This window comes from Pseudogemmobacter bohemicus (genome assembly GCF_003290025.1).
Lineage (GTDB): Bacteria > Pseudomonadota > Alphaproteobacteria > Rhodobacterales > Rhodobacteraceae > Pseudogemmobacter > Pseudogemmobacter bohemicus.
On sequence record NZ_QNHG01000003.1, the window covers coordinates 435,853 to 456,966 of the forward strand.

19 protein-coding genes and 3 pseudogenes are annotated in these 21,114 nt (G+C 62.9%); 12 read left to right on the plus strand and 10 right to left on the minus strand.

All coding sequences use genetic code 11. From position 1 onward, the window contains the following. Nucleotides 1-3: 3 nt before the first annotated feature. The 3 genes and pseudogenes from DRF71_RS16945 to DRF71_RS29460 form a co-directional block, all read left to right on the plus strand. On the plus strand, nt 4-1,620 hold the full coding sequence (locus tag DRF71_RS16945; RefSeq protein ID WP_112311723.1) for a peptidoglycan -binding protein: 1,617 nt from the start codon (nt 4-6) through the stop codon (nt 1,618-1,620). A 177-nt stretch (nt 1,621-1,797) separates the two neighbouring features. Next, a complete protein-coding gene (locus DRF71_RS29455; protein WP_408634545.1) occupies nt 1,798-1,995 on the plus strand; it encodes a hypothetical protein in 198 nt (65 codons plus the stop codon). 74 nt (nt 1,996-2,069) lie between these two features. Next, a pseudogene (locus tag DRF71_RS29460) lies at nt 2,070-2,318 on the plus strand (hypothetical protein); the annotation flags it as partial. A 377-nt stretch (nt 2,319-2,695) separates the two neighbouring features. Here the strand turns inward: DRF71_RS29460 and DRF71_RS16955 are convergent. Both DRF71_RS16955 and DRF71_RS27505 read right to left on the minus strand, forming a co-directional pair. Further along, nucleotides 2,696-3,952, minus strand: coding sequence for an AAA family ATPase (locus tag DRF71_RS16955; protein ID WP_332872067.1), 1,257 nt, complete (start codon nt 3,950-3,952; stop codon nt 2,696-2,698). A 61-nt stretch (nt 3,953-4,013) separates the two neighbouring features. Continuing rightward, nucleotides 4,014-4,178, minus strand: a complete 165-nt coding sequence (locus DRF71_RS27505) for a hypothetical protein (protein ID WP_157971131.1) — start codon at nt 4,176-4,178, stop codon at nt 4,014-4,016. A gap of 283 nt (nt 4,179-4,461) precedes the next feature. Here DRF71_RS27505 and DRF71_RS16965 point away from each other — a divergent pair. Further along, a pseudogene (locus DRF71_RS16965) lies at nt 4,462-5,084 on the plus strand (IS5 family transposase); the annotation flags it as partial. Between the two features lie 221 nt (nt 5,085-5,305). Here the strand turns inward: DRF71_RS16965 and DRF71_RS16970 are convergent. The 3 genes and pseudogenes from DRF71_RS16970 to gloB all read right to left on the minus strand — a co-directional run bounded on the left by DRF71_RS16970 (nt 5,306) and on the right by gloB (nt 8,729). Further along, complete coding sequence (locus DRF71_RS16970; protein WP_006473457.1) at nt 5,306-6,661, minus strand: IS1380-like element IS1247 family transposase; 1,356 nt, start codon at nt 6,659-6,661, stop codon at nt 5,306-5,308. Nucleotides 6,662-6,755: 94 nt separating this feature from the next. Then, nucleotides 6,756-7,757: pseudogene (locus DRF71_RS16975) on the minus strand (AAA family ATPase); the annotation flags it as partial. 168 nt (nt 7,758-7,925) lie between these two features. Further along, the gene (gene gloB / locus DRF71_RS16980) at nt 7,926-8,729 is read right to left on the minus strand and encodes a hydroxyacylglutathione hydrolase (RefSeq protein WP_112311725.1); all 804 of its coding nucleotides are present in this window, start codon (nt 8,727-8,729) and stop codon (nt 7,926-7,928) included. Nucleotides 8,730-8,827: 98 nt separating this feature from the next. On the opposite strand from gloB, the gene DRF71_RS16985 reads away from it, so the two are divergent. The 7 genes from DRF71_RS16985 to DRF71_RS17015 all read left to right on the plus strand — a co-directional run bounded on the left by DRF71_RS16985 (nt 8,828) and on the right by DRF71_RS17015 (nt 15,314). Beyond that, on the plus strand, nt 8,828-9,637 hold the full coding sequence (locus tag DRF71_RS16985; RefSeq protein ID WP_112311726.1) for a methyltransferase domain-containing protein: 810 nt from the start codon (nt 8,828-8,830) through the stop codon (nt 9,635-9,637). A 327-nt stretch (nt 9,638-9,964) separates the two neighbouring features. Further along, the gene (locus DRF71_RS16990; protein ID WP_112312130.1) at nt 9,965-10,525 is read left to right on the plus strand and encodes a F0F1 ATP synthase subunit delta; all 561 of its coding nucleotides are present in this window, start codon (nt 9,965-9,967) and stop codon (nt 10,523-10,525) included. After that, complete coding sequence (gene atpA, locus DRF71_RS16995) at nt 10,525-12,063, plus strand: F0F1 ATP synthase subunit alpha (protein WP_112311727.1); 1,539 nt, start codon at nt 10,525-10,527, stop codon at nt 12,061-12,063. Before DRF71_RS16990 ends, atpA begins: the two co-directional genes overlap by 1 nt. 21 nt (nt 12,064-12,084) lie before the next feature. Further along, nucleotides 12,085-12,957: a F0F1 ATP synthase subunit gamma gene (locus tag DRF71_RS17000; protein WP_112311728.1), complete on the plus strand. Its 873-nt coding sequence runs from the start codon at nt 12,085-12,087 to the stop codon at nt 12,955-12,957. A gap of 21 nt (nt 12,958-12,978) precedes the next feature. After that, the gene (gene atpD / locus DRF71_RS17005) at nt 12,979-14,418 is read left to right on the plus strand and encodes a F0F1 ATP synthase subunit beta (protein WP_112311729.1); all 1,440 of its coding nucleotides are present in this window, start codon (nt 12,979-12,981) and stop codon (nt 14,416-14,418) included. Between the two features lie 10 nt (nt 14,419-14,428). Next, entirely contained in the window at nt 14,429-14,830 is a 402-nt protein-coding gene (locus DRF71_RS17010; RefSeq protein WP_112311730.1) for a F0F1 ATP synthase subunit epsilon, read from the plus strand. 136 nt (nt 14,831-14,966) lie between these two features. Then, complete coding sequence (locus tag DRF71_RS17015; protein WP_112311731.1) at nt 14,967-15,314, plus strand: H-type lectin domain-containing protein; 348 nt, start codon at nt 14,967-14,969, stop codon at nt 15,312-15,314. Nucleotides 15,315-15,318: 4 nt separating this feature from the next. On the opposite strand, the gene DRF71_RS17020 is transcribed toward DRF71_RS17015, so the two are convergent. Together DRF71_RS17020 and DRF71_RS17025 are read right to left on the minus strand one after the other, a co-directional pair. Next, on the minus strand, nt 15,319-16,395 hold the full coding sequence (locus tag DRF71_RS17020; protein ID WP_157971132.1) for a phosphatase PAP2 family protein: 1,077 nt from the start codon (nt 16,393-16,395) through the stop codon (nt 15,319-15,321). 119 nt (nt 16,396-16,514) lie between these two features. After that, complete coding sequence (locus DRF71_RS17025) at nt 16,515-17,534, minus strand: ribose-phosphate pyrophosphokinase (RefSeq protein WP_112312131.1); 1,020 nt, start codon at nt 17,532-17,534, stop codon at nt 16,515-16,517. 180 nt (nt 17,535-17,714) lie between these two features. On the opposite strand from DRF71_RS17025, the gene DRF71_RS17030 reads away from it, so the two are divergent. Then, the gene (locus DRF71_RS17030; RefSeq protein ID WP_112311733.1) at nt 17,715-18,548 is read left to right on the plus strand and encodes an alpha/beta fold hydrolase; all 834 of its coding nucleotides are present in this window, start codon (nt 17,715-17,717) and stop codon (nt 18,546-18,548) included. Nucleotides 18,549-18,557: 9 nt separating this feature from the next. On the opposite strand, the gene DRF71_RS17035 is transcribed toward DRF71_RS17030, so the two are convergent. From DRF71_RS17035 to DRF71_RS17045, 3 genes are all read right to left on the minus strand, one after another. After that, nucleotides 18,558-19,580 carry a threonine aldolase family protein gene (locus DRF71_RS17035; protein ID WP_112311734.1) on the minus strand — a complete coding sequence of 341 codons (1,023 nt, stop codon included), beginning with the start codon at nt 19,578-19,580 and terminating at the stop codon, nt 18,558-18,560. After that, on the minus strand, nt 19,580-20,032 hold the full coding sequence (locus tag DRF71_RS17040; RefSeq protein WP_112311735.1) for a YcgN family cysteine cluster protein: 453 nt from the start codon (nt 20,030-20,032) through the stop codon (nt 19,580-19,582). Before DRF71_RS17040 ends, DRF71_RS17035 begins: the two co-directional genes overlap by 1 nt. Before the next feature lie 92 nt (nt 20,033-20,124). Beyond that, nucleotides 20,125-21,048, minus strand: coding sequence for a bifunctional riboflavin kinase/FAD synthetase (locus tag DRF71_RS17045; protein WP_112311736.1), 924 nt, complete (start codon nt 21,046-21,048; stop codon nt 20,125-20,127). Between the last annotated feature and the right edge of the window lie 66 nt (nt 21,049-21,114).

Genomic DNA, 21,114 nt, shown 5'->3' on the forward strand with positions numbered 1-21,114 from the left:
GCCATGGCCCTGTCGCGCGGGCGCCGCGATTCCAGTCTGATCTGGCCGGGTTTCGTCGATGCGGTGACGACGCTGCTGATGGTGCTGATGTTCGTGCTGACCATCTTCACCGTCATGCAATCGGTGTTGCAGGAGCAGATCTCCGTCCGCGACAGCGAGCTGTCCTCGCTGAATGAACAGGTCTCGGCTTTGTCCGAAGCGCTTGGGATGGAGCGGCGGCGGGTGGGCGAATTGCAGGGTGAGGTTGGTGGCCTCCAGGCCTCGCTGGCCTCGGCGCTGGCGCAGGGGAGGCAGCAGGAAGGCGTCATCGCCGGGCTGCGCGCCGATCTCGCGGCGCGGGAAGGCGAGCTGGCGGCGGCAACTTCGCGGATCACCGATTTCGAAACCCAGGTTGCGGCGCTGATCGCGGCGCGGGATGCGGCAATTGTCAGGGCCGATGCCAGCGCGGCGGAGGCGGTTGCGCTGAAAGAGGATCAGATCCGGCTTGCGACCGAGGCCGGGGCGATGCGCCTCGCGCTGGCGGTCGCGCGCAGCGAGGTCGATGCCGTGGCCGAGGCCGCGCGTCTCGATGCGGCGCGGCGCGAGGCGTTGGAGGCGCTGGTTGCCGAGCTGCAAGCTTCGGATGCGGCTGACAAGGCGGCGCTGGAGGCGGCGCAGGTGGAGGTCAGCGCGAAAGAGGCGGCGGCTTTGGCCGATGCCGCGGCGCTGGACGCGCTGCGCAAACGGCTGGAGGGGGCCGATACCGAGCTGACCGCGATGACGCTCGCGCTGGAGGCAGAGCGCAAACGGGCCGAGGAGACGCTGACCCTGCTGGCGGCGGCGCGGACCGAGGCCGCAAGCAAGGTGGCGGCGCAAAGCGAGAAGGATGCGGCGCTTGGCGCGGCGCAGACGGCTTTGCTCGCGGAGCAGGAAAAGGTGCTGAAATCCGCGCAGGAAGTGGAGCTTCTGAACCGTCAGCTTGCGGAATTGCGCCGCCAGCTCGGGGCGTTGCAGGCGGTTCTGGAGGATGCCGAGGTGGCGCGGGAAGCCTCGAATCTGCAGCTGGAATCGCTGGGCCAGGATCTGAATGCGGCGCTGGCCCAGGTTGCGGTTGAACAGCGTGCCCGGGCAGAGCTGGAAGAGGCCGAGCGGCGCCGGCTGGAGGCGGCGAACCAGGATCTCGAACGCTTCCGGTCCGAATTTTTCGGTCAGCTTTCCTCGCTGCTGGCCGGGCGCGAAGGAGTGCGGGTGGTCGGAGACCGGTTCATATTTTCCTCCGAAGTGCTGTTCCGCCCGGGCTCGGCCGATCTCTCACCCGAGGGCCGCGCCCAGATCGCCGGTGTGGCCGGGATCCTGAACGAAATCCGCCAGCAGATCCCGGACGGCATTGACTGGATCATCCGCGTCGATGGCCATACCGACAATGTGCCGCTGTCAGGCGGCGGCGCTTTTCGCGATAATTGGGAGCTGAGCCAGGCGCGTGCGCTGTCGGTGGTGCGCTATATGCAAACCGATCTCGGCTTTCCGCCGAACCGTCTGGCGGCGGCGGGCTTTGGCGAATACCGTCCGGTGGTTTCCGGTGACAGCGAAGAGGCCCGGGCACAGAACCGGCGGATCGAGCTGAAACTGACCGAGCGCTGAGCCGGGCAGCAGGTTATAGCAGCATCCCGGATACATGTTTTGGGCATGCGCCCATAATCGCTCGGGTATAGCCGCTCGCCCCGGCGGGGATTTCCGCAATGGTCTTACAAATTCCGGAGGCTCCGTGAAACAGCGCGCCGATGTTTCGGCATTTGTGGCAGGATATTTGCGCTCTGGGTGATTGTCTTCGCACTGCCCGGGTTCCTGCTTCCGGATGTGTTCCGGCAATTCGCGCCGTGGATCGTCACGCTTCCGGGCATCCTCATGTCCGGCAGGGGCCTGACCCTGCCGGATGATTTCCGCGCAGTGCTGCGCCGCGCCGGGGTGGACGCGATTGGCGCGATCTCGCAATGCCGTTGCTGGCGGTGGCGCTGACCGTGATGATCCGGAAGTGGCTGCGGGCTTGATCCTGGTCGGTTGCTGCCCGGGGAGGCAGTTCGTCGAATGTGATGATCTGTCTGGCCAAAGACGATGCGGTGCTGAGCGGTGCCTGCACCCCGGTCACCACAGTGCTGGTGCCGCTGGTCACGCCCTGGCTGGTCTGGATGTTTGCAAGCCAGTATCTGCCGGTGGATGCGATGGCGATGTTCCTTTCGATCGTGAAACTGGTGATCTTGCCAGTCGCGCACGGGAGCCTTGCGCAAAAGCCGATCCCGGCGGCGGAGAAAGCGGCGGTGCCGGTGCTGCCGCTGGTCCCGGTGACGGGAATTGTCCTGATCGTCGCGGCGGTGGTGGTGGTCCCGAAGACACAGATCGCGACTTCAGGCCTGCTGATCCTCCTTGTCGTGGTGCTGCATAACGGGCTCGGCTTTCTGATCGGTGGTGTAATCGCGCGGCTGTTCCGGCTGGAAGTGGCCAGCAAAAGGCCATTGCCATCAAGGTGGGGATGCAGAATTCCGGCCCTGGTGCCGCATTGGTCACGGCGCATTTCCCGCCACTCGCGGCCGTTCCGAGCGCGATTTTCAGCGTCTGGCATAATAGTTCCGGTGCGCTGTTTGCGAATTTCGTGTCGAACAGGAGATAATCCAGGCAGCGGCCCGAATGAAAACCCCCGCCGGTGGCGGGGGTTTTTACTTTACTCAGCCGTCAGCAGCGGCGGTTTCGATCCGGTGATCCGGGGTTTTGCCGGCTCCTGGATCTGCAGGTCGATGGCTCCATCCTTGACGGCCACCTTCACCACACCCCCTTTTTGCAGGTCGCCGAACAGCAGCTCTTCCGCCAGAGGCTTCTTGATATGTTCCTGGATCACACGCGCCAGCGGGCGGGCCCCCATCTTGTCGTCATAGCCTTTATCGGCGAGCCAGGCGGCGGCCTCAGAGGTCAGTTCGATATGGACGCCGCGGTCGATCAGCTGCGCTTCCAGCTGGAGGACGAATTTCTCGACCACCTGCAGGATCACCTCTTTCGGCAGCGCACCGAAGGCCACGACCGCGTCGAGACGGTTGCGGAATTCGGGGGTGAAGGTGCGCTCCACCGCTGCCGTGTCTTCTCCGGTACGCTTGTCACGCCCAAAGCCGATGGCGGCTTTCTGCATGTCCGAGGCGCCGGCATTCGAGGTCATAATCAGGATCACATTGCGGAAATCCACCGCCCGGCCGTTATGGTCGGTCAGCTTGCCGTGATCCATCACCTGCAACAGGATGTTGAACACATCCGGATGCGCTTTCTCGATCTCGTCAAGCAGCAGCACGCAATGCGGATGCTGGTCGACGCCATCGGTGAGCATGCCGCCCTGGTCGAAACCGACATAGCCCGGAGGCGCGCCGATCAGGCGGGATACCGCGTGTTTCTCCATATATTCCGACATGTCGAAGCGCAGGAGTTCCACACCCAGCGTATTCGCCAGCTGCTTTGCCACCTCGGTTTTCCCCACGCCGGTCGGGCCGGTGAAGAGGTAGTTGCCGATGGGTTTTTCCGGTTCGCGCAGGCCCGCGCGGGCCAGTTTGATCGAGGCAGACAGTGCCTCGATTGCCTTGTCCTGGCCGAAGACCAGCCGCTTCAGTGTCTTTTCCAGATCGCGCAGCACTTCCGCATCGTCTTTCGAGACGTTTTTCGGCGGGATGCGGGCGATTTTCGCGACCACGGCCTCGATCTCTTTGGTGCCGATCTGCTTCCTGCGCTTCGACTCGGAGACCAGATGCTGGGCGGCACCGGCCTCGTCGATCACGTCGATGGCCGAATCCGGCAACTTGCGGTCGTTGATGTAGCGATGCGCCAGTTCGACAGCGGTTTTGATCGCGTCATTGGTGTAACGCAGGTCGTGATGCTCTTCGAAATGCGGCTTAAGCCCCATCAGGATCTTGATCGTATCCGGCACAGACGGCTCGTTCACGTCGATCTTCTGGAAGCGGCGGCTCAGCGCGCGGTCTTTCTCGAAATGCTGACGGAACTCCTTATTGCACCTTGCCCAAGCCCTCATAGACCGAGGTAAAGGCATCGACGGCCTGTTGCAGCACCGGCTGCGTGTCGACGTCAAACTCGTCCATCGACGCGATAACCTGCGGGTGAAATGAGGGGCTGATCCTCGTATCCACACCCATGCCCAAGTCCTGTTCCATCTGCCCTTGTCTCCTGTGAAAGCCGGATAAAAACTTACGCTTGCAGTAAGCGTAGGGCGGCCAGCAGAAGGTCTGCGAGCAATTTCTTTTGTTTTCAACATGCTGCATCACATCGCAAAGCATCGACGGGCAGACCAATCATCAAACGGTCAAAAGAAAAGTGGAGGGCTTCGCACGTCACGCCAAGCAGGCTGGCGGCAATCAGCAGGATTCCTAGGTCGTGTTGACAAAAGGGATTCCGCTGGCATTCGTCCTATGATTCAAGCTCATCTCTACGTGGGAGATGAACTTGGCACGCAACCTGATATCCGACGACGAGTGGACCTTCTTCGAGGGCTTCATTCGTGCCGTCCGGCACCCTAACGGGCGGAAACCTGCGGACCATCGTCTTGTTCTCGATGGAGTTTTCTGGATCGCAAGGACTGGTGCGCCATGGCGTGATCTGCCCGAAGAGTTTGGCAAGTGGTCCTCGGTCTACCGTCAGTTCCGCCGGTGGACTTTGGCGGGACTGTGGGAGGATATCCTGGATGCGCTGAACCACGCTGGGATCGCGCCAGACAAGCTCCAGATGGTCGACAGCACTGTGATCCGCGCTCATCATCATGCTGCGGGCGCAAAAGGGGGACTCCGAAAGAGGCTCTTGGCCGTTCGAGAGGTGGCTTCTCGACCAAGATCCATCTCCGCGTCAATGGCGCAGGCCTCCCGATGAGGACTGAGATCACGCCGGGGCAGGTTTCCGACTACACCGGCTATGATCTGGTGATGGCCGACAACCTGCCGCAGCCAGCAGTTCTGGTCGCCGACAGGGGCTATGACTCTGATAAAATTCGGGAAGACATCGAGAACCGCAACGCCCTGCCCATGATACCGATGCGAAAGAACCGAAGGGTGCGCAAGGCTGTCGACCCTGCATTCCCCAAGTGGCGTGTCGTTTGAGGTGAAGATCGCCTGTATCCGAGCGCTAGACAAGGATTTTCTGCCGCAAGCGGCACCTGCGGTCGCGCAGACTGCTGGATCTGGACGGATCAGACCGCGAAGCCGCTGTTTCCTTGCCCAGGGGCGGCGTTTTTCAGCGCAGCGGACAGATCTGTCCAGCCGCTTTCGTTCAGTTTGAGCGTGGATCGCGATCATGCGCATAGCGGTGGCGCTCGCAATCGGCGGATAGCGGCGAGGATGGCGCGTACCATCGTGCCGGTGACAGCGACCTCGGCCAGCTGGAAGGTGATGGTGCGGGCGTGACGGACCACACGTGCCCCGATCTTGATCAGCTTCAGTTGCAGGCTGGTCAACGACCAGTCGGCCATGGCCTCGGGCAGCTCGATGCAGCGCAAGAAGGTGGCCAGGTTGTACGCCAGGGCGTGCAGTTGCAGCCGCACCTCATTGTCGCGGAACTTCCGGCACGACAGCCGCGTCCAGCGAAAGGCGTATTTGCCCTCTTTGATGTGCTGCTCGGCGGTGCCGCGCTGGTTGTAGAACCGCACCACCCAGTCCGGCTCCATCGGCAGGTTGGTGACGATGAAGCCGACACGCGGGAACAGTTCGCCCGGATGCCATTCGATCTTGGCGATCACCCGGCGTTCCTTGTCCCAGGACGCCGCCTGATACTCGAATTCCTCGAAGAACCGCTTGACCTTGGTCAGTGACGGCCGCCCGACAGGGCGCGTTAGCCGATGCGCGATCTTGTCCTTGAGGACCGCGTTTGCGGGCAGCCGGATGGCGTAGAAGAACCGCGCTTCTTCCAATCGCTCATAGATCGCCGGGATCGCGTAGGCAGCATCGGCCCGGAAGAACCTGCCACCAAGGTCGCGCTCCGCGTAGCGCGCAATGACGGGGTCGAGAACATCACGCCAGCCATCGGCGCTGTGGACGTTGCCATGGCGCAGGGCGCAGCGTTCCAGCATCCCGAACTGGTTGAACAGAAAGTTGGGGTGATAGCAGCTACAGTCGAAATGGCCATTCCAGGCAGACCCTTCCTGGTCGCCATGGGTCGGGCTGACCGAGCTGTCCATGTCCAGAACGATGTACTTCAGCCCGTTACGGTCATGGAACCGGTCGATCCATTGCCCGTTCAGGTCGGCCAGCGCGGCACGGTTCCCGGCCAGAGCCAGCGTCTCGGTCTCGAACCGTCCCATCTGCGATGCCGAGGCCGCTTGTGCATCGACCGCTCTGCCGCCGACAACTTGGCGCATGACCGGATCGCAGGCGAGACGGTTGGCGTCGTTGACATCCTCGTATCCGGCCAGCCGCCCAAAGACTGATTGCCGGAACAGGCCGTCGAGCCGATGGACCGTGTTCTTGCCAGAGCGAGTATCGCGCAGCGCCGCTGACGCCAAATCGGACAACCCGAGCGCGTCATCAAGCTCGCGCATCACCAGAAGGCCGCCGTCGGAACTGAGCTGCGTGCCGCGAAATTCCAGCCGCACGCGAGGGTCGAAATCCACCCGATCTGCCCGTTGCAAGCCCGCACCCTCTGGGTGATCCATGAAACGCGCCCCTCGCAGCCTTCAACACCATGTTTTATATAGGAAATATAATGGTCAGGACAGCGAAATCAGCGCCTTACTTGGGAAATGTGGGCTTATAGGTGGTCGAGCCCATCGTCCTGAGCTTGCCGCCCTGCAGCGCCGGTTTCAGCAGGTTCGAGGCATCCATCGCGCCGCCGGAAGTCGCGCCCGCACCGATCACGGTATGGATCTCGTCGATGAAGAGGATGCCGTCGGGATGGTCCTCCATCTCTTTGACCACGGCTTTCAGGCGTTCCTCGAAATCACCGCGATAGCGGGTTCCTGCCAGAAGCGCGCCCATATCGAGCGAGAAGATGGTAGCGCCCGAAAGCACCTCGGGCACCTCACCGCGCACGATCTTCCAGGCGAGGCCTTCGGCGATTGCGGTCTTGCCCACTCCGGGGTCGCCCACCAGCAGCGGGTTGTTCTTGCGGCGGCGGCACAGAACCTGGATCGCGCGCTCGACCTCGGCCTCGCGACCGATCAGCGGGTCGACCTCGCCTTTGCGGGCTTTGACGTTCAGATCGACGCAATATTTCGACAGTGCCGATTCCTTCGCCTCACCGGCCTCGGCTTTCGGCGTTTCCTGCGGCTCATCCGAGCCCTGGATCGGGCGCGCCTCGCCGAAGGCGGGGTTTTTCGCCACGCCATGCGCAATGAAATTCACGGCGTCATAGCGGGTCATATCCTGTTCTTGCAGGAAGTAAGCCGCGTTCGACTCGCGTTCGGCGAAGATCGCGACCAGCACATTGGCGCCGGTGACCTCGGTACGGCCCGAGGATTGCACATGGATCGCCGCCCGCTGGATCACGCGCTGGAAAGCGGCGGTCGGCACAGCCTCGGAGCCTTCGACATTGGTGACGAGGGTGGACAGATCTTCGTCGACGAAATCGGTCAGCGTTTTGCGCAGCTCATCCAGATCGACCGAGCATGCCTTCATCACCCGCGCGGCGTCGGGTTCGTCAATCAGGGCCAGCAGAAGATGTTCCAGGGTTGCCAGTTCGTGGCGGCGGGCATTGGCCAGAGCCAGCGCACCATGAATGGCTTGTTCGAGCGTGGACGAGAATGACGGCACAGCCTGCTCCTGTTCCTCGGGGCCGGGGAGATTTTTCGGTCTCTCTCCGACCGTGGCCTTATAAGGGTAAAGATCGGTTTTATTCTGCGTACTTCAAGCGCAATCTGTTCCGCCCTTCGAATTCTGTCTGTGGATTGCAGGAATGTGATACTTGCCGCTGCAATCGGTTCAGAACCTGTCTTTGCGCGCCCTGATCTCGGCGAAAACCGCAGCATCAGAGGCATCGGGCAGGCCCACCGCCTGTTTCAGCTGCGGCAGATGGGCGCGCAGGAACGGATTGGTGGCCAGTTCTTCGGAAAGGGTGGAGGGCATTGGCAGGCGACCTTCGCGGCGCAGTCCTGCCAGGGCTTCGATGCGAGAGATAAGCGCGGAATTCTGCGGTTCAAGGGCCAGGGCAAAGCGCAGATTGCCGTCAAGATAATCATGCCCCGATCCGACCAGGATGTCCGGCGGCAATGCGGCCAGCTTGGACAGGCTTTGCCACATGGTTTCGGGGCTGCCCTCAAAGAGGCGCCCGCAGCCGGCGGCCATCAGGCTGTCGGCGGTGAAAACCATGCCCGAGGCCGGGAAATAGAAGGCGATATGGCCGAGCGTATGGCCGGAAACGTCGATCACTTCGGCCTCTTCACCGCCAAAGGCGATGCGGTCGCCCTCGGCCACGGCCTGGTCCAGCGCCGGCAGGCGGTGGGCATCGGCTGCGGCGCCGGTCACCCGCGCCCCGGTGGCGGCGCGCAGCCCGGCCACCGCCTGGATGTGGTCGTCATGGTGATGGGTCAGCAGGATCAGATCGAGCCCCCATCCACGCGCCTTCAGCGCTGCCAGGATCGGCGCGGCCTCGGGCGCGTCGATCAGCGCGGTCTGGTTTGCTTTTGCATCATGCAGCAGGAAGGCGAAATTATCCGCGAGGCAGGGCACAGTGACCAGCTCAAGCGGCGCGGCTTTCTTAAGGGGCCCGGAGTTCTTAAGAGTCATGGCTTTTCCTTTTCATGCCGTTAAGATGGCCCTCTGACAAACGGGCCTCCTATGGGCGGACATCCCGGCCAGTTCAGCAGAGGAAGCCTGCCGCCGCAATGCATCTCGACGTTCAGGACCTGCGTGACTTCTACTACCGCACCCAGCTGGGCCGCGTGGCGCAGCGTGCGATCCGCGATCAGCTGGTGCGGATGTGGCCCGCGGGTCAGGGGCAGATGGCCGGGCAGACGGTGGCGGGGTTCGGCTTTGCGGTGCCGCTGCTCAGGCCCTGGCTGGACGAGGCGCGCCGGGTGATTGGCCTGATGCCGGGTCAGCAGGGGGTGATGCCCTGGCCTGCCGGCCTCCCCAATGTTTCGGTCCTGTGCGAGGAGGATGCCTGGCCGGTCTCGACCGGCTTTATCGACCGGCTGGCGCTGATGCATGGGCTGGAGACCTCGGATCATCCGCCTTCGGTGCTGGAAGAGGCGCATCGTGTGCTGGGCCCTGGTGGCAAGGCGGTGTTCGTGGTGCCCAACCGCTCGGGCCTCTGGGCACGGCGGGATGGCACGCCTTTCGGCTATGGTCGCCCCTATTCCGGCGCGCAGCTGGAGGCGCAGCTGCGGCACCACGGTTTCACACCCGAGCGCAGCGTCACCGTGCTGCATGCGCCGCCAAGCCAGGCGCCGTTCTGGCTCCGGACCGCCGATCTGTGGGAGCGGATGGGGCGGCGCCTGCCCTGGCTTTCCGGCGGCGTGCTGATGGTCGAGGCGACGAAACAGGTCTATGCGCCGACACGGGGCGGGTTGAAGGCGGTGGTGACGCGGCCTTTGAAAGTGCTGGAAGGGGTGCGGGGTGGCCCGCCGCCGGAACCGGCGCTGAACAATGTCACCTCGGGCAAACGGCCGGCATCGCCGCGATGCAGCGACTGACCGCCTGCCATCGGCACGGCCTGTGAAACGGTCTGTAAGGTGCTAACGTGATTCTGCCCGAACGGGTGGGAGAATGGGCGGGGACGCGTCAATCGGGCGCATCGACCCGCTACAAAGAGTCGCAGCCCCGTCACCGGTGAGCGGCTGGCGCAATATCCTTGCCGAAACCCTCACGAAAGCGCGACTGACAAGGTTGCGGGGTTGGTCATGCTCTGTTAATGACGCCCGCAACAGCGGGATACAAAGGGCTTCCTTTGTCCATGGCGCACGCACGATGGCGACGCCGGTGGTCGGACGAAGTGAGGCCGATACATGGGAAGGACGACCGTGGCGGAATCAGCTTCGATCTCTCAGGGCATTGCCGCGCGATATGCCACCGCGCTTTTCGATCTGGCGAAAGAAGGGGGCGCGCTGAAAGCCGTTGAGGCCGATGCTGCCGCCCTGACCGACGCGCTTGCAGCCTCGCCCGAGCTGGGCGCGCTGATCACTTCGCCGGTCGTCACCCGCGAAGACCAGGCGAAAGCCATTGCCGCCGTGGCGCAGGCGATGAAGCTCGATGCGCTGACCGCGAATACGCTGGGCCTGATGGCCGATAAGCGCCGTCTCTTCGTGCTGCCGCAATTCCTGACCGTGCTGCGTGAGCAGATCGCGGCAGAGAAGGGCGAAGTGACCGCCGAGGTGACTTCGGCCGTGGCTCTGACCGCCGGGCAGGTCACCAAACTGACCGCCACGCTGAAAGCCAAGGTCGGCAAGACCGTTAAACTGAACGCAACCGTCGATGAAAGCCTCATCGGCGGTCTTATCGTCAAGCTGGGCTCGACCATGATCGACACGTCGGTCAAGTCGAAGCTCGCTTCCTTGCAGAATGCCATGAAAGAGGTTGGGTGATGGGAATTCAGGCTGCTGAGATCTCTGCGATCCTGAAAGAGCAGATCAAGAACTTCGGCAAAGACGCCGAAGTGACCGAAATCGGTCGCGTGCTGTCCGTCGGTGACGGTATCGCCCGCGTTCACGGGCTGGACAATATCCAGGCCGGCGAGATGGTCGAATTCCCCGGTGGCATCCGTGGCATGGCGCTGAACCTCGAAGTCGACAACGTGGGTGTCGTTATCTTCGGTTCGGACCAGGACATCAAAGAAGGCGATACCGTCAAGCGCACCAAGTCCATCGTGGACGTGCCGGCTGGCAACGCGCTGCTGGGCCGCGTTGTTGACGGCCTTGGCAACCCGATCGACGGCAAAGGCCCGATCGCCGCGACCGAGCGCCGCGTCGCTGACGTCAAAGCCCCGGGCATCATCCCGCGCAAATCGGTGCATGAGCCGATGGCGACCGGCCTGAAAGCCATCGACGCCATGATCCCGGTTGGCCGTGGCCAGCGCGAACTGATCATCGGTGACCGTCAGACCGGCAAAACCGCTGTGGCGCTCGACACCATTCTGAACCAGAAGTCCTATAACGAGGCTGCTGGCGACGACGAGTCGAAGAAGCTTTACTGCATCTATGTGGCTATCGGTCAGAAGCGTTCGACCGTGGCTCAGCTGGTGAAGAAACTCGAAGAGACCGGCGCGCTGGCTTACACCATCGTTGTCGCCGCAACCGCTTCGGACCCGGCTCCGCTGCAATACCTGGCGCCTTACTCGGCGACCGCTATGGCAGAATTCTTCCGCGACAATGGCCGCCATGCCCTGATCATCTATGATGACCTTTCCAAACAGGCTGTGGCTTACCGTCAGATGTCGCTCCTTCTGCGCCGCCCGCCGGGCCGCGAAGCTTACCCGGGCGACGTGTTCTACCTGCACTCCCGCCTGCTGGAGCGTTCCTCGAAACTGAACGAGGACTTCGGTTCGGGCTCGCTGACCGCACTGCCGGTCATTGAAACCCAGGGCGGCGACGTCTCGGCCTTTATCCCGACGAACGTGATCTCGATCACCGATGGCCAGATCTTTCTTGAGACCGAACTGTTCTACCAGGGCATCCGTCCGGCAGTGAACACCGGTCTGTCGGTTTCCCGCGTGGGTTCCTCGGCTCAGACCAACTCGATGAAAACCGTGGCTGGTCCGGTGAAACTGTCGCTCGCGCAATACCGCGAGATGGCCGCTTTCGCGCAGTTCGGTTCCGACCTCGACGCTTCGACCCAGCAGCTGCTGGCCCGCGGTGCGCGCCTGACCGAGCTGATGAAACAGCCGCAATATTCGCCGCTGACCAATGCTGAAATCGTCGCCGTGATCTATGCGGGCACCGCCGGTTTCCTCGACAAGGTCGCGGTTAAAGATGTCGGTCGTTTCGAGGCCGGCCTGCTGGCTTACCTGCGCGGCCCGAAGAAAGCGATCCTCGACTGGCTGACCACCGCCGACCCGAAGATCAAGGGCGCAGACGAGACCAAGCTGAAAGAAGCCATCGCCGAATTCGCCAAAGATTTCGCATAAGCGCCCTGAAGGAGAAGGCAGATGCCCAGCCTTAAGGACCTTAAAAACCGGATCAACAGCGTCAAGAACACGCGGAAGATCACCAAGGCGATGCAAATGGTCGCCGCTGCCAAACTGCGCCGTGCGCAGGAGGCCGCGGAGGCCGGTCGCCCCTATGCCGAGCGGATGAACGCGGTTATGACCTCGCTCGCCGCCGGCGTGGCCGGATCGGAAGGCGCCCCGCGTCTTCTGGCCGGCTCTGGCAAAGATCAGACCCATCTTCTGGTGGTGATGACGGCAGAGCGCGGGCTGTGTGGCGGGTTCAACTCGTCCATCGCCAAACTGGCGCGGACCCATGCCCAGGAGCTGACCGCTCAGGGGAAGACGGTGAAGATCCTCACCGTCGGCAAAAAGGGCCGCGAACAGCTGAAACGCGACTGGGCCCATGCTTTTGTCGGCCATATCGACCTGTCGGATGTCAAACGTGTTGGTTACGCCAATGCCGCCGACATCGCGCGCCAGGCGACGGCTTACTTCGACAATGGCGAGGCCGATGTGGTCACGGTGTTCTTCTCGCGCTTCCAGTCGGTGATCAGCCAGATCCCGACCGCGCAGCAGATCATCCCGGCGAAATTCGAGGCAGAAGCAGGGGCGGCATCGTCGCTCTATGATTACGAGCCCTCGGAAGAGACCATCCTTGCCGACCTGCTGCCGCGCAACATCGCGACCCAGATCTTCACCGCACTCCTTGAAAACGGCGCCTCCGAGCAGGGCGCGCGGATGTCCGCAATGGACAACGCGACCCGCAACGCCGGCGACATGATCAACAAGCTGACCATCCAGTTCAACCGGAGCCGTCAGGCAGCGATCACCAAGGAACTTATCGAAATCATCTCGGGCGCCGAGGCGCTCTGACGAACCCGGAGTATTTGAACAATGGCTAAAGCACCGAAAGCTGCCGCCACGGGTAAGGTTACCCAGGTCATCGGCGCAGTTGTGGACGTTCAGTTCGAGGGCGCACTGCCCGCCATTCTGAACGCAATCGAGACCGAGAATAACGGCAAGCCCCTGGTTCTCGAAGTGGCTCAGCACCTTGGCGAGAACACCGTTCGCGCCGTGGCTATGGACGCGACCGAAGGTCTCGTGCGTGGCGCCCCGGTGAAAGACCTTGGCGCGCCGATCTCGGTTCCGGTTGGTTCCGCGACGCTGGGCCGCATCCTGAACGTCATCGGCGAGCCGGTGGACGAAAAAGGCCCGGTCAATACCGAATCCCGCCGCGCAATCCACGCTCCGGCCCCGGATTTCGCACAGCAATCGACCGCGACCGAGATCCTTGTGACAGGCATCAAGGTGATCGACCTGCTGGCCCCCTATACCAAGGGCGGCAAGATCGGTCTCTTCGGCGGTGCCGGCGTGGGCAAGACCGTTCTGATCATGGAACTGATCAACAACATCGCGAAAGTGCACTCGGGTGTGTCCGTGTTCGCCGGTGTGGGTGAGCGGACCCGTGAAGGCAACGACCTTTACCACGAGATGATCGAATCGGGCGTTATCGTTCCGGACGATCTGGAAAAGTCGAAAATCGCCCTTGTTTACGGCCAGATGAACGAGCCTCCGGGCGCGCGTATGCGGATCGCTCTGTCGGGTCTGACCATTGCGGAGCAGTTCCGCGATGAGACCGGCGCAGACGTTCTGTTCTTCGTCGACAACATCTTCCGCTTTACCCAGGCCGGTTCGGAAGTGTCCGCACTTCTGGGTCGTATCCCGTCCGCTGTGGGCTACCAGCCGACGCTGGCGACCGATATGGGCGCGATGCAGGAACGCATCACCTCGACCAAAAACGGCTCGATCACCTCGGTTCAGGCCGTTTACGTTCCGGCCGACGACCTTACCGACCCGGCCCCTGCAACCTCGTTCGCCCACCTTGACGCGACCACGGTTCTTGACCGTTCGATCTCGGAAAAAGGCATCTACCCGGCTGTGGACCCGCTCGGCTCGACCTCGCGTCTCCTCGACCCGCTGGTTATCGGCGAAGAGCACTACTCGGTCGCGACGAGCGTGCAGCGCATCCTGCAGAAGTACAAGTCGCTGCAGGACATCATCGCCATCCTCGGCATGGACGAACTGTCGGAAGACGACAAGCTGACGGTGGCACGCGCCCGTAAGATCGAGCGCTTCCTGTCGCAGCCCTTCGACGTGGCAAAGGTCTTCACCGGCGCCGACGGCAAGCAGGTTCCGCTGGAAGAAACCATCGCTTCGTTCAAAGCGGTTGTGGCCGGTGAATATGACCACCTGCCGGAAGCGGCCTTCTACATGGTCGGCGGCATCGACGAAGTGAAAGCCAAGGCTGCCAAACTCGCTGCGGCAGCGGCGTAAGGGGGCGTAAATGGCAGGCAATCTGCAATTCGACCTTGTAAGCCCCGAGCGGCGTCTCGCCTCGGTCCCGGCGACCGAAGTGCAGATCCCCGGTGCCGAGGGCGATATGACGGCGATGGAGGGGCATAGCCCCACCATCACCACTCTGCGCCCCGGGATTCTTCGCGCGGTGACCGCCGATGGCGTCAAATCCTATGTCGTCACCGGCGGTTTCGCCGATATCTCGCCCTCGGGCGTGACGGTTCTGGCAGAACGCGCGATCCCGACGGAAGAGGCCTCCAGCACGATCCTCGACGAGATCCTCGCCGAGGCCCGTTCGCTGGCCGATGCCGCGGCTCCGGAAGACAAGGCCCAGGCCGAGAAGACCGTCTCGGACGTGGTGGCTCTGCGCGATGCGGTGCTGAAACACTGAGACGCGCCCGTGCCGCCCGGCACAACAGCGTAAGATCCGGAAAGGCCCCTTTAAGGGGCCTTTTCTTTTACCCCCGTGTGCAGCTTATATTTGTGGTCTTTGTACTCTCAGGAACGCCACTCACGGTCAGCCAACAATGAAGCGATTGAACACACCGATCGGGGTCCAGCAGGGGTCAAGGATCCTGTTCTCGGATTTTGCAGATGGCGGCCAGATGTGGGTCGGCGAGGGAGAGCGGGAGACCCGTCACCATATCACCTTTGCGCAGCCCTATCTGGAGGCGCCGGCGGTGATGGTCGGGCTGTCTATGTGGGATATGGACAACCGGACCAATCTGCGCGCCGATCTCTCGGCGGCGAATATCACCGAGACCGGATTCCATCTCGTGTTCCGCACCTGGGGCGACAGCCGCATCGCCCGCGTCAGGGCGGACTGGACCGCGATGGGCCAGATCCGGGATGACGAGCTTTGGGAGGTGGAGTAACGCCTCAGCGCTGCTCTTGCGGCACCCAGCGGGGGAAGCAGCGCATCAGCGCGCCAGCTGCCCACCAGGCGGCGAGGGCGACAAGGATAGCGGCATAGCCATCCACCGCGTAATGCCAGGCCAGCAGTATCGAGCCGATCAGGATCACCACAGTGAAGCCCGCCATGATCCGCCCCAGAACGCGGCTGTACTGGAAGGCATAAAGCGTCATCAGAACGGTCGAGGCCACATGCATGGAGGGGAAGGCCGAAATCCCGTTCAGCCCGACCGGCCCGCTATAGAACCACCACAGCGCTTCCTGCGGCTCGAGCACGGTGATCGGCTGCGTTTTGGCGTGTTCCTGCAAAAGCTGCATCAGCGGCACGAAATCATCGCCAAAGCCGAAGCGCTCGTAATAGACCGGGCCGACCGATGAGAAAATCGTGGCGATCAGATTGCCGCCAATGCCCCAGCAGAACATGAAGGCGATGAAATAGCGGATCCGCGCCTGAGGTTTGGCCAGGCTGAAACAGGTGAAGATCAGGCTGAAATACAGCAGGAACATCCAGTAATTATAGGCGCCGGTGAACAGGGTCACGATCCAGGGATGCCCGAAAACCGCATGCAGCGCGTAACCCGGATTGACGCCGAAATGCAGGAAACGGTCCAGATCTGCGAAATACGGGTCCCAGGAAAAGGGGTTGATGATCGGGATGATCTTCTTCAGCTGCGCGAAAGAGGCCATGATCGTGATGGCGATCACCAGGCCGATCACCCCCGTCACGATCCGCTGCGGGTCGGAAATGGCCTGGCGTATATCCTTCCGGAACCAGGCCATCTGATCCTCGGGCTTCACCACATAGCGCATATGCAGAAAGCGCCACATCAGCACGATATAGAGCATGCCCGGCACCTGGACGATAAATTTCCAGAACAGGATCATGCCGACCTGGGTGTCCAGCTTCGGCGCATAGATCTCGGACAATCCGATCGCGATTGCGGCATAGATCACCACCAGGGCGATCAACAGCCCATGGTCGCGCAGCGTTGGCATAACCAGCGGGGCGAATTTACCGTCAGAATAAATTTTTGTCTGTTGCATCACAGGCCTGGCGTAAAGTGAACAATCGAGTAGTTCACACGCCATTATGTCGCGAAAAGGGCGGAAACGGGGTAAGCTGCTTCCGCCCCTGAATTTCGGGTTCCGAGAGGCAGGCCACATCAGCTGCGCGGGTAGAGGCCCTCATAGATCGGCACCAGGGTCTCGGTCTCGAACAGGGACGAGACCGACATGCCGCCCCAGATATTCAGCACCGCCTGGGCGAACATCGGCGCAGTCGGCACGATGCGGATATTCGGGCAGTTCACCACGGCCTCGGTTGGCGCGATGGAATCGGTGATCACCAGCGATTTCATCACCGATTTGGTCACCCGTTCGACAGCCGGGCCGGAAAGGACGCCATGGGTGATGTAGGAATGCACCTCGGTGGCGCCGGCCTCGATCAGCGTCTCGGCGGCTTTGCACAGCGTACCGGCGGTGTCGCAGATGTCATCGACGATGATGCATTTCTTGCCGGTGACATTGCCGATCACCGTCATCTCGGCGACTTCACCCGCCTTTTCGCGGCGCTTGTCGACAATGGCGAGGGGGGCGTTGATGCGCTTGGCGATCTCTCGCGCGCGGGCGACGCCGCCGACATCGGGCGAGATGATCATCACGTCATCCAGCTGACCCTTGAAATGATGCTCGATATCCAGCGCAAAAATCGGGCTGGCATAGAGGTTGTCGACCGGGATGTCGAAGAAGCCCTGGATCTGGGCGGCATGCAGATCAAGCGTCAGCACGCGGTCAACGCCGGCGGTCTGGATCAGGTTCGCCACCAGTTTCGCAGAAATCGGGGTGCGGGCCTTGGTGCGGCGGTCCTGGCGGGCATAGCCGAAATAGGGGATCACGGCGGTGATCCGCGCCGCCGAAGACCGGCGCAGCGCATCAACCATGATCAAAAGCTCCATCAGGTTGTCATTTGCCGGATTCGAGGTCGGCTGGATGACATACATATCCTCGCCGCGCACATTGTCGAAAACCTCGACAAAGATCTCCTGATCGTTAAAGCGTTCGACCCGCGCATCGACGAGGCTGATCGACATGCCGCGATGCATCGACATGCGGCGGGCGATGGATTTCGCGAGGGGAAGGTTGGCGTTACCGGAAATAAGCTTCGGCTCGTTGATGGCGGCCATGATCTGGGGCTCCGTGTGGGCAGCGGAATCGGATGCGGGCGGGATAACATCCGCGGCGGTGCGGGGGAAAGGGGCGCGGCGCGCAAACCGGGTCTGCATATGGTCTTGCCGTCACGAAAATGCCAAATGACACCTGTTCGCCACTGCGGCAGGCCCATGTGACAGGGCAGAGAGGACACCATGACCCCGACCGAACGGCCATCCGATCCAGGGTTGCACAGAATCGCCGGGCATCCGGTGGCGGTAAGGCGGCTGGGATCGGGGCCGCGCCCGCTTTTGGCGCTGCATTGCAGCCTGGCGCATGGTGGCGCCTGGGCGCCGCTGGCACAGCTGATGCCCGAACGGGTGGTGATCGCGCCGGATCTGCCCGGCCATGGCCAGAGCGCGCCGCCGGGCGAGGCGGATTTCCACGCGCTCAGCACCGGGATCGCGGCGGAACTGGCCGCTGAGATCGGGGCGGGGGTGCCGGTCGATCTGATCGGCCACAGCTTCGGCGGCACCGTGGCGCTGCGCCTTGCGCTGGAGCATCCCGGTCTGGTCCGCAGCCTGACCCTGGTGGAGCCGGTTCTCTTCGCCGCTGCCAGGGGCACCGCGCGTTTCACGCAGAATTTCACGGAGCAGGCGCGGATTGCGGCGCTTGTCGCGACGGACAGCATGGCTGCGGCGGCAGAGTTCCATGCAGAATGGGGCGGCGGCATGCCCTTTGCCGCGCTGCCCGAACGCCAGTGCCGTTACATGGCTGAACGCATGTATCTGGTGACGGGGCCGGGGCCGGTCCTGATGGAGGATGCCGCCGGCCTCCTTGCCCCGGGGCGGCTGGAGGCGCTGGATATCCCTGTTCTGCTGGCCGAAGGTTGCGAGAGCCCCGGGGTCGTGCGGGTGATCAATGACGGGCTTGCAGACCGGATCCCCGGGGCGAACCGCCTGCGGGTCGACGGTGCCGGGCATATGCTGCCGATCACCCATCCGCAGCCGCTGGCCGATACCCTGCACGCTTTGCTGGCGGCGGGCTGAGGCCAGCGCTCAGATGAAAGTAAGGAAGCGGTCAACCTCGTCGGCGGTGGTCGACCAGCTGGTGACGAGCCGCGCGCCCTCCTGCCCGTCGCTGTCCTCGGCGTAATAGCTGGCCCCGGCATCGCGGAGCCGGGTATGGGTCCCGTCAGACCAGGTCGGGAACATCAGATTGGCCTCGACCGGATGGCGCTGCGCGATGCCGGGCCGCGCCGCCAGCCCCTCGGCCAGCCGTGCCGCCATGCGGTTTGCATGGCCCGCCAGATCAAGCCAGAGCCCGTCTTCCAGCCAGGCCGAGAGCTGCGCCGCCAGATAGCGGTGTTTCGACAACAGATGCCCGCCGCGCTTGCGCCGGAGCTGGAATTCCCAGGCCCGGGCCGGATCGAACAACACCACCGCCTCGACCCCCATACAGCCATTCTTGGTGCCGCCAAGCGAGAGGATATCGACCCCCGCCCGCCAGCTGAGATCGGCCGGATGCGCGCCGGTCGCGGCCATCGCATTGGCAAAGCGCGACCCGTCCAGATGCACCGGCAGCCCGAATTCGCGCGCAACCGCACAAAGCGCCGCTGTTTCCGCCGCGCTGTAAAGCGTGCCGGCCTCGGTTACATTGGTCAGCGACACCGTGCCGCGCTGTACCGAATGGACACCGCCATTGCCGCTGGCCGCAATCTCGCGGCGCAGGGTCTCGGGCGTCATGCGGCCATGCGCGCCCGCGACAGGCACCAGCTTGGCGCCATGGGTAAAGAATTCCGGCGCGCCGCATTCGTCGCGGGTGATATGGGCCTGATCATGGGAAAACACCGCGCTCCAGGGCGGCGTAAGGGTCGCCAGCGCCAGCGCATTGGCGGCGGTCCCGGTGGCGACCAGCGCGATTTCGGCCTCGGGCGCGGCAAAGACCTCGCGGATCTGCGCGGTCAGCCGCCGGGTCAGCGCATCGCTGCCATAACCCGGCGCAAAGCCTTCATTCGCCTTCAGCAGCGCGGCCATGATCTGCGGCGCCACGCCGGAGCAGTTGTCAGAGGCGAAATGCATCACTCTTCCTCATAGAGAAGATAATCTTCCCAATCTTCCTCGGGAACGGTCAGCTCCGACACCGTCTGGCCGCGAATGGTCGGGCCAAGCCTATGGGTGCTCTCCGGATCGCCGGTGATCAAGGGGTGCCAGTCGGGCAGCGGCTCGTTGTAATAAAGCCGCTTATAGGCGCAGGTTTCGGGCATCCAATAGGCGGATTTTGCCAGCGTTTTCGGGGTCAGGAAAACGCATTCCGGCACATGGCGCCTGCGATTGGGGTAATCCGAGCAGAGACAGGTCGCATTGTCAAAGAGGCGGCAGGCGACGCGGGTGAAGACCAGCTCGCCGGTATCCTCGAACTCCAGCTTGTTCAGACAGCATTTGCCGCAGCCATCACAAAGCGCCTCCCATTCGGAAGGGGTCATTTTCTTGAGCGGGACGGTTTCCCAGAACCTGGGGCGCAGACTGGACATGGATGCTATTTGATCCCCGTTGCCGCGGATGGAAAGGGGGGACAAAAATCTTTGAAGATTTTTGGTCCGGTTTCTTTGAAGAAACCGGGGCCTCAGCCTGCGGTGAGGATCGCCCGCGCCTGTTCGCAGTCCTGGTTCATCTGGGTGATCAGCGCCGGGAGGCCATCGAATTTCAGCTCGGGCCGCAGGAACTCGACCAGGGCGACCGAGAGGTGGCGGCCATAGAGGTCGCCCTTGAAATCCAGCAGATAGGTTTCAAGGTTCGGCGCCTCCCCGTTGAACATCGGTCGCACACCAAGGCTTGCCGCGCCCATATAGCTGCCCTCCTGCGGGCCCGACAGCACATCGACCCGGACCGCATAGACCCCGAATCTCGGCAGATGCAGCCCGGTCAGATCCATATTGGCGGTGGGGAAGCCCAGCTCGCGGCCGCGTTTCTCGCCATGGATCACCGCGCCCTCGATCCGGTGCAGGTGGCCAAGCATCGCCGCCGCATCACGGGGGCGGCCCTCGCTCAGCGCGTCGCGGATCGCGGTCGAGGAAATTCCGAGGCCGCCCTGTTTCAGCAAAGGCGCGATGGTGGTGGTGAAGCCGTATTGCGCGCCCAGCCGTTTCATGTCTTCGGCTTTGCCGGCGCGGGCCTTGCCGAAACAGAAATCCTCACCGATCACCACATGGCTGATCCCCAGCCCCTCGGCCAGCACTTTGCGCGCGAATTCCTCGGGGGTCAGCGCGGCGAGCCCGGTATTGAAGGGCAGCTGAAAGAGGTGTTCGACCCCGAGTTTCGCGAGCCGGTTCGCCCGCGCTTCGGCATTCATCAGCCGGAAGGGGGCCGCGTCACGCTGGAAGAACTGGCGGGGATGCGGCTCGAAGGTCACGATCCCCAGAGGATCCGGGCCACGCGCCAGGTCGATCACCGCCTGATGCCCCAGATGCACGCCGTCGAAATTGCCAAGGGCGCAGGAGGTTCCACGGACTGAATCGTCAAGCCAGTGCCAGTCCTGATGAATCTGCATTCTTCCCCGCAGGCGTTTCGGCCTGGGCGCGGATCATCTGGCCTCAGATCATCCGGCGTCGGGCCC

Bases quoted from the DNA above. Each gene is read 5' to 3' on its own strand.
- atpA (WP_112311727.1), top strand. From the start codon at position 10,525: ATGGGAATTCAGGCTGCTGAGATCTCTGCGATCCTGAAAGAGCAGATC.
- DRF71_RS17030 (WP_112311733.1), top strand. From the start codon at position 17,715: ATGACCCCGACCGAACGGCCATCCGATCCAGGGTTGCACAGAATCGCC.
- DRF71_RS17020 (WP_157971132.1), bottom strand. From the start codon at position 16,395: ATGCAACAGACAAAAATTTATTCTGACGGTAAATTCGCCCCGCTGGTT.
- DRF71_RS17040 (WP_112311735.1), bottom strand. From the start codon at position 20,032: ATGTCCAGTCTGCGCCCCAGGTTCTGGGAAACCGTCCCGCTCAAGAAA.
- atpD (WP_112311729.1), top strand. From the start codon at position 12,979: ATGGCTAAAGCACCGAAAGCTGCCGCCACGGGTAAGGTTACCCAGGTC.
- DRF71_RS17045 (WP_112311736.1), bottom strand. From the start codon at position 21,048: ATGCAGATTCATCAGGACTGGCACTGGCTTGACGATTCAGTCCGTGGA.
- DRF71_RS17000 (WP_112311728.1), top strand. From the start codon at position 12,085: ATGCCCAGCCTTAAGGACCTTAAAAACCGGATCAACAGCGTCAAGAAC.
- DRF71_RS16985 (WP_112311726.1), top strand. From the start codon at position 8,828: ATGCATCTCGACGTTCAGGACCTGCGTGACTTCTACTACCGCACCCAG.
- gloB (WP_112311725.1), bottom strand. From the start codon at position 8,729: ATGACTCTTAAGAACTCCGGGCCCCTTAAGAAAGCCGCGCCGCTTGAG.
- DRF71_RS17025 (WP_112312131.1), bottom strand. From the start codon at position 17,534: ATGGCCGCCATCAACGAGCCGAAGCTTATTTCCGGTAACGCCAACCTT.
- DRF71_RS17010 (WP_112311730.1), top strand. From the start codon at position 14,429: ATGGCAGGCAATCTGCAATTCGACCTTGTAAGCCCCGAGCGGCGTCTC.
- DRF71_RS16945 (WP_112311723.1), top strand. From the start codon at position 4: ATGGCCCTGTCGCGCGGGCGCCGCGATTCCAGTCTGATCTGGCCGGGT.
- DRF71_RS27505 (WP_157971131.1), bottom strand. From the start codon at position 4,178: ATGGAACAGGACTTGGGCATGGGTGTGGATACGAGGATCAGCCCCTCA.
- DRF71_RS16970 (WP_006473457.1), bottom strand. From the start codon at position 6,661: ATGGATCACCCAGAGGGTGCGGGCTTGCAACGGGCAGATCGGGTGGAT.
- DRF71_RS17035 (WP_112311734.1), bottom strand. From the start codon at position 19,580: ATGCATTTCGCCTCTGACAACTGCTCCGGCGTGGCGCCGCAGATCATG.
- DRF71_RS17015 (WP_112311731.1), top strand. From the start codon at position 14,967: ATGAAGCGATTGAACACACCGATCGGGGTCCAGCAGGGGTCAAGGATC.